Annotated in this window: 5 protein-coding genes and 1 riboswitch; of the genes, 1 reads left to right on the top strand and 4 read right to left on the bottom strand. The window is 71.2% G+C overall.

The window, feature by feature from the left end:
* Positions 1–81 precede the first annotated feature (81 nt).
* The 3 genes from BWR60_RS29475 to BWR60_RS29485 are packed head-to-tail and all read right to left on the bottom strand — an operon-like array spanning position 82 to position 3,666.
* Complete coding sequence (locus tag BWR60_RS29475; protein ID WP_088155746.1) at positions 82–1,374, bottom strand: homoserine dehydrogenase; 1,293 nt, start codon at positions 1,372–1,374, stop codon at positions 82–84.
* On the bottom strand, positions 1,371–2,606 hold the full coding sequence (locus BWR60_RS29480; RefSeq protein WP_088155748.1) for an LL-diaminopimelate aminotransferase: 1,236 nt from the start codon (positions 2,604–2,606) through the stop codon (positions 1,371–1,373). Before BWR60_RS29480 ends, BWR60_RS29475 begins: the two co-directional genes overlap by 4 nt.
* 43 nt (positions 2,607–2,649) lie before the next feature.
* Positions 2,650–3,666 (bottom strand): OmpA family protein, encoded by a 1,017-nt coding sequence (locus BWR60_RS29485; protein ID WP_179222002.1) that lies wholly within the window; start codon positions 3,664–3,666, stop codon positions 2,650–2,652.
* Positions 3,667–4,265: 599 nt separating this feature from the next.
* Between BWR60_RS29485 and phaC the strand changes: the two genes are divergently transcribed.
* Positions 4,266–5,996: a class I poly(R)-hydroxyalkanoic acid synthase gene (gene phaC / locus BWR60_RS29490; protein ID WP_088155764.1), complete on the top strand. Its 1,731-nt coding sequence runs from the start codon at positions 4,266–4,268 to the stop codon at positions 5,994–5,996.
* A gap of 121 nt (positions 5,997–6,117) precedes the next feature.
* Here the strand turns inward: phaC and BWR60_RS29495 are convergent, their stop codons facing one another.
* Positions 6,118–6,393, bottom strand: a complete 276-nt coding sequence (locus BWR60_RS29495) for a hypothetical protein (RefSeq protein WP_088155752.1) — start codon at positions 6,391–6,393, stop codon at positions 6,118–6,120.
* Positions 6,394–6,437: 44 nt separating this feature from the next.
* Positions 6,438–6,548: riboswitch (SAM-I-IV-variant riboswitch) on the bottom strand.
* Positions 6,549–6,857: the final 309 nt, after the last annotated feature.

Consider the following 6,857-nt stretch of genomic DNA (forward strand, 5'->3'; position numbering starts at 1 on the left):
CGTCCGGCCCCTCAGGGGCGGCGGCGGACACATCGTGCGACGGGTGTACCGGCTTTCCGTGACAGCCGGTACCGGGAATGATCACAGGTCTTCGATGCGAATGACATGCGGCGGCTCCAGCACCGCGTCCAGCGCGCCCAGCGCCGCCAGCAGCCGGGTCATCGCCGCCTCGTCCGTCTCATGGGTGACGATCACCAGCGGCACCGCGTCGCCTGGCGACCGGCCGCGCTGCAGCAGGCTCTCGACCGAGATCTGCTGGTCGCGCATCGCCGCGGCCACGTCGGCGATCACGCCCGGGCGGTCGACCACCATCAGCCGCAGATAATAGGCGCCGCGGCGATGGTCCATCGGCAGCACGGCGGCGCGCTCCAGCCGCGCGGCGGGGATGCCGAGCACCGGCACCTTGAGGCCCCGGGCCAGGTCGACCAGGTCGGCGACGACGGCGGACGCGGTCGGGCCGGCGCCGGCGCCGCGGCCGGTCATCATCACCTGGCCGACGAAATCGCCCTGCGCCACCACGGCGTTGAACACGCCCTCGACATGGGCGATCGGCGAGGCCTCGGCCACCATGCAGGGGTGGACGCGCAGCGACAGCCCCTGCTCTGTCCGCCGGGCGATGCCCAGCAGCTTGATGCGGTAGCCCAGCTCCTGCGCATAGGCGATGTCCAGCGCCGAGACCTGGCGGATGCCCTCGATGTGCAGGTCGTCGAACTCGACCCGGGCGTTGAAGGCCAGCGCCGCCAGCACCGCCAGCTTGTGCGCGGCGTCGACGCCGTCGACGTCGAAGCTGGGGTCGGCCTCGGCATAGCCGAGCTTCTGCGCCTCGGCCAGCACCTCGGCGAATTCGCGGCCCGTGGTCCGCATCTCGGTCAGGATGTAGTTGCAGGTGCCGTTGAGGATGCCGAACACGCCGTCGATGCGGTTGCCGGCCAGGCCCTCGCGCACCCCCTTGATCGCCGGGATGCCGCCGGCCACCGCCGCCTCGAAGGCCAGGGCCACGCCGGCCTCCTCGGCCCGGGCGGCGAGATCCGGGCCGTGCACGGCCAGGAGCGCCTTGTTGGCGGTGACGACCGGCTTGCCATGGGCGATCGCGGTCTCGCAGACGGTCTTGGCGACGCCGTTGGCGCCGCCGATCAGCTCGACCACCACGTCGATCTCGGGGTCGGCGGCCAGGGCCACCGCGTCGTCGTACCAGCGCACGCCGTCGAGCGGCACACCACGGTCGCGGTGGCGGTCGCGGGCCGAGACGGCGGCGACAACGATGCGCCGGCCGCTGCGCTGGGCCAGCAGGTCGGCATGCGCCTGCAGCAGGCGGAGGACGCCGCCGCCGACCGTGCCGAGGCCGGCGATGCCGATTTTCAGGACGGAAGTCACGATACCGCTTTCAGAGTGTCCACGCGCAGGCTGGCCGGCTGCGGGTCGTTGCGCCGCCGGCTCAGGAAGGTCTTGATCGCCTTGCAGGCCTGGCGGATGCGCTGGTGGTTCTCGACCAGCGCGATGCGGACATGGCCGTCGCCGTATTCGCCGAAGCCGATGCCCGGCGCCACGGCCACCCCGGCCTCCTCCAAGAGCAGCTTGGAGAAGGCGAGCGACCCGCCGCGGGCGAAGGGCTCCGGGATCGGCGCCCAGACGAACATGCTGGCCTCCGGCTTCTCCACCGGCCAGCCGGCGGCGCGCAGCCCCTCGACCAGCGTGTCGCGGCGCAGGCGGTAGCGCGCCCGCATCTCGTCGACGAAGTCCTGCGGCCCGTTGATCGCCGCGGTCGCCGCCACCTGCAGCGGCGTGAAGGCGCCGTAGTCGACATAGGACTTCACCCGCGCCAGCGCCGCGATCAGCCGCTTGTTGCCGGCGGCGAAGCCGATGCGCCAGCCGGCCATCGAGTAGGTCTTGCTCAGCGACGTGAACTCGACCGCGATGTCGCGCGCCTCGGGGATCGCCAGGATCGAGGGCGGCGGCGCCGTGTCGAAATAGATCTCGGCATAGGCCAGGTCGGACAGGATCCAGATGCCGTGCTCGCGGCAGAACTTCACGATCGGCCGATAGAAGTCGAGGTCGACCACCTCGGCGGTCGGGTTCGACGGGTAGTTCAGCACCAGCGCGGTCGGCTTCGGCACGCTGTGCCGCACCGCCCGCTCCAGCACGTCCATGAAGTCGGTGCCCGGCGTGATCGGCAGCGACCGGATCGCCGCGCCGGCGATGATGAAGCCGAACATGTGGATCGGGTAGCTCGGGTTCGGCACCAGGATGATGTCGCCCGGGCTGGTGATCGCCTGGGCCAGGTTGGCCAGGCCTTCCTTCGACCCGATGGTGACCACCAGCTCGCTCTCGGGGTCGAGTTCGACCCCGAAGCGGCGCTGGTAGTAGGCGGCCTGGGCCCGGCGCAGGCCGGGGATGCCGCGGGAGGTGGAATAGCCGTGGCTGCGCGGATTCTGCGCCGCCTCGGTCAGCTTCTCGATCACATGCTTCGGCGGCGGCCCGTCCGGGTTGCCCATGCCGAGATCGATGATGTCCTCGCCCCGAGCTCGCGCCACCGCCTTCATCGCGTTCACCTCGGCGAACACATAGGGCGGCAGGCGCTTGATTCGGTGGAAGTCCTGATCGGTCATCGACGTGTCCCCCCGACGCCCGTCGGGGCGTCCGGTTCTGAGCCTATTGAGCGAGGTAGATTTCGACGCGGGCGGCCTGCCCGTCGGTGATGTTCGGCCGGGTGTCGGCCGACCCGCCGGTGACGATTCGGGCCGGGTCGACGCCGGCCGCGCGCAGCGCCGCGGCCACCGCCTCGGCCCGCGCCTTGGCCTGGGCCGCGCCGTCGCCGGCGCCAAAGCCGACCACGCGCAGCTTCGGGCTCTGCGCCGTCTTGGCCACGTTCTCGATGGTGCTGCTGGCCGAGGCCGGCAGGGTGGTGCTGCCGCCGTCGAACTTGACCGTGCCGGCGACGCGGTTGTTGAAGCTGAAGGCCGGCTTGGCCTCCGGGGCGGGGGCCGCTGCGGCCTGGCCGGCCGGCTTGTTGCCGAAGCTGAGCGCCCCGGGCGCGCCCGAGGCGGCGCGGTCGGCCTCCAGCTGGCTGCGCACCGCGGCCTGCTGCTCCGGCGTCGGCAGATCGGTCGGCTTCTCCGGCACGGTGCCGAGGCTGGGATAGGCCTGCTCCGATGCCGGGCGCGGCATCGCCTCCATGGCCGAGGGCGCGGCGGTGTTGCGGCGCTGGCCGAAGCTCATCGGCGCCACCGTGCCGGTCGGCTGCTGCTGCGCCGCCTGCTGCTGGGCGGCCTGCTGCTGCGCGATCTGCTGCTGCCGCTGGAAGGCGAGCTGGCGCTGCTGCTCGATCTGCGCCCGGCGCTGCTGCTGCATGCCGGCCTGCTGCGCCCGGGCCTGCTGCATCGCGGCGCGGTCGGCGTCGGTCTGCGCCAAAGCGGGCAGCGTATAGGTCTTGGTGTCGCCGGTCGGCGCCGTGCCCAGGGGGCCGCCGACGCTGGGCACCGGCGGCGGCTCGGCCGGCCCGAGGGGCGAGACCTCGGCGGTCTCGACCTTGGGCACCGAGGACTGCACGTCGCCGGTATAGGGCGTGCCGTCGAAGATGCGGCCGCCGCAGCCCGCGAGAGCGAGGCCGAGGGCGACGGTGGCAACGGCGCCACGGACCGGAAGGCCGGGGCGGGCGGAAGCGATCATGAGAGAGCCGGTGCGACGCATGGGCACGTGCCTAGCACACTTCGTTGAAAGGGTGGACTGGAAAGAGGATGGCCGTGCAAAGTGGCAGATAAGCGGCATTCGGCTCCCGAATCCGCGCTTCGGGCGACGCCGCCGCAGCCAGGGAGATCCTTATGACCGAGCGCGCCCGCCCCGCCCCCCGCCGGGCGAAGTCCGGCGAAGCCGGCCCCGAGGCCCGGACGCCGGCCGCCGCCGGGCGCAAGGCCAAGCCCACAGCGGCCAAGCCGGAGGCCAAGGCTGCCGGCGTCAAGGCGGCGGCCCCGACCAAGCCGGCGAAGGCCAAGGCAACGTCCCGGACGAAGCCCGAGACCGCCAGGCCGAGCGCCCGGACGGCGCCCGCCGAGGCCAAGCCGAAATCCCGCACGAAGCCCGCAGCGGCCAAGCCGAAGCCCCGGGCCAAACCCGAGCTTGCCCGGTCGGACGGCCATGCGGCGCCCGCCGAGGCGAAGCCGGAGATCCGGGCCAGACCCGACGAGGCGAAACCGGCCGCCCGGCCGGCCTCCACCAACCCCGCGCCAGAAGCCCCGCCCGCGTCGGACCCGGCCGAGCTGGCCCGCCGCATGGTCGAGATCGCCGAGCGCAGCGCCCGGCTGGTCACCGCCTTCCTGGAGAAGCAGGGCCGGGCCGAGGCGCAGGAGCTGGACCCGCTGAACATCGGCACCGCCTTCCTGGCCATGACCCAGCGGCTGATGGCCGACCCGACCCGGTTGGTGCAGGCGCAGATGTCGCTGTGGCAGGACTACGCCACGCTGTGGAGCCGCACCGCCCAGCGGATGCTGGGCCAGGAGGCGGAGCCGGTGGTGGCGGCGGAGAAGGGCGACAAGCGCTTCAAGGACCCGGCCTGGAGCGAGGTCGCCGTCTTCGACTTCATCAAGCAGTCCTACCTGCTGACCGCGCGCTGGCTGCAGGGCTCGGTGCGCGAGGTCGAGGGGCTGGACGCCAAGACGGCGAAGAAGGTCGATTTCTACACAAGGCAGTTCATCGACGCGATGGCACCGTCGAACTTCGTCGCCACCAATCCGGAGGTGCTGCGCAGCACCCTGGATTCGCGCGGCGAGAATCTGGTCAAGGGGCTGGAGAACATGCTGGCCGACCTGGAGCGCGGCCAGGGCCAGCTCGCCATCAGCATGACCGACCGCACCGCCTTCGAGATCGGCCGCAACATCGCCTTGACCCCCGGCAAGGTGGTGTTCGAGACCGAGCTGATGCAACTGATCCAGTACGAGCCGGCGACCGGGACGGTGGCGCGGCGGCCGCTGCTGATCATCCCGCCCTGGATCAACAAATACTACATCCTCGACCTGAAGCCGCAGAACAGCCTGATCCGCTGGGCGGTGGAGCAGGGCCACACCGTCTTCGTCGTCTCTTGGGTCAACCCGGACGGCCGCCTGGCGGCCAAGAGCTTCGAAGACTACATGCTGGAGGGGTCGCTGGCGGCGATCGGCGCGATCGAGCAGGCGACCGGCGAGCGCGAGGTCAATGTCATCGGCTACTGCCTGGGCGGCACGCTGCTGGCCTGCACCCTGGCCTGGATGACCGCGAAGGGCGAGCAGGACCGGGTCGCGAGCGCCACCTACCTCACCACGCTGACCGACTTCACCGACCCCGGCGAGCTCGGCATCTTCGTCGACGAGGAGCAGTTGCGGACGATCGAGCACAAGATGTCCGGCAAGGGCTATCTCGAAGGCTCGGCGATGGCGACGACCTTCAACCTGCTGCGCGCCAACGACCTGATCTGGTCCTTCGTCGTCAACAACTACCTGCTGGGGAAGGACCCCTTCCCCTTCGACCTCCTGTACTGGAACAGCGACGCGACCCGGATGCCGGCCGCGATGCACAGCTTCTACCTGCGCAACATGTACCAGGAGAACCGGCTGGTGCGGCCGGGCGGCATCACCCTGGCCGGGGTGCCGATCGACCTGACCACGATCAAGACCCCGGCCTTCATGCTGTCGACCCGCGACGACCACATCGCGCCCTGGGCGTCGACCTATGCCGGCACCCAGCTGTTCGGCGGGCCGGTGCGCTTCTGCCTCAGCGCCTCCGGCCACATCGCCGGGGTGGTGAACCCGCCGGCGGCGAAGAAGTACTGCCACTGGGTCAACACCCAGACACCGGAGAGCCCGGAGGCCTGGTTCGAGGGGGCGCAGCAGGTCGAGGGCTCCTGGTGGCCGGAATGGCAGGACTGGGTCTCCCGCCATGCCGGCGGCCAGGTCCCGGCCCGGCATCCCGGCGACGGCGGGCTGGTCCCGATCGAGGACGCGCCGGGGCGGTACGTGCGGGCGACTTAGGGATTCCCCATCCACCACCGTCATTGCGAGGAGGCGAAGCCGACGAAGCAATCCATCGTCCCGCACGGGCTGCTTCATGGATTGCTTCGCTACGCTCGCAATGACGGTGATGGACGGAGCCTTACGCCGCCAGGTCCGCCGCTGGCGCATAGATCCGGCGCAGCTCGGCCAGACGGTCGCCCTCCAGCACGCGGTCGAGATGGATCTCCGGCCGCAGCGCGGCGGTGACGACGACGCGGTAGAGATGGGTCCACAACCCGGCGCCGCGATGCACCACGGCGTAGAGGACCTCGCGCCGCTGCGGGTCGCGCGGACGGGGACAGGGACGCTCGTCGAGCCGCTCGACGGTGTCGCCGGGGCGGGCCAGCGGGATCGCCGCGGACTGATAGGCAGACATGAAAAACCCTCCTTCGCGGTTGCGAGGAGGGCTGACGCGCGGCTTTCGACCCGTTTGGTTGCCGGTCCGGCCGCATCGCCCCTCTTGCGAGAGGCCACCACCTTGCCCGGGAAGGCAGGTTGGCGTGGGCGTCAGCCCAGCTCTGGATGCGAGGCCGGGTGTAGCGCGGTGCGGGGTCCGTTGCAAGACCCAACGGATGAGCGCCGGCACTGCCTCGTCGATCGCGCGAACGATCGAAATCCCAACACCGTCATTGCGACCCCGGCCTTGAGCCGGGGGAAGCAATCCAGGGGCCGGTGCGCACCGGCCCCTGGATTGCTTCGTCGGCTTCGCCTCCTCGCAATGACGGCGAGGGGATGGCCAAGGCAGTTCCGATCCGCCCAAGCCCCTCTTGCCTCGGAGGCCCGATCATCGGACCCTGCCCGCCTGTCCACGGCGAGCCTCGTGATGCCCGACCCCTCCCC

This window comes from Inquilinus limosus, from assembly GCF_002195995.1.
Classification (GTDB): Bacteria; Pseudomonadota; Alphaproteobacteria; order DSM-16000; family Inquilinaceae; genus Inquilinus; species Inquilinus limosus_C.

Excerpts from the sequence above, each read along its gene's own strand:
- BWR60_RS29495 (WP_088155752.1), bottom strand. The coding sequence starts at position 6,393 with ATGTCTGCCTATCAGTCCGCGGCGATCCCGCTGGCCCGCCCCGGCGAC.
- BWR60_RS29480 (WP_088155748.1), bottom strand. The coding sequence starts at position 2,606 with ATGACCGATCAGGACTTCCACCGAATCAAGCGCCTGCCGCCCTATGTG.
- phaC (WP_088155764.1), top strand. The coding sequence starts at position 4,266 with ATGGTCGAGATCGCCGAGCGCAGCGCCCGGCTGGTCACCGCCTTCCTG.
- BWR60_RS29485 (WP_179222002.1), bottom strand. The coding sequence starts at position 3,666 with ATGATCGCTTCCGCCCGCCCCGGCCTTCCGGTCCGTGGCGCCGTTGCC.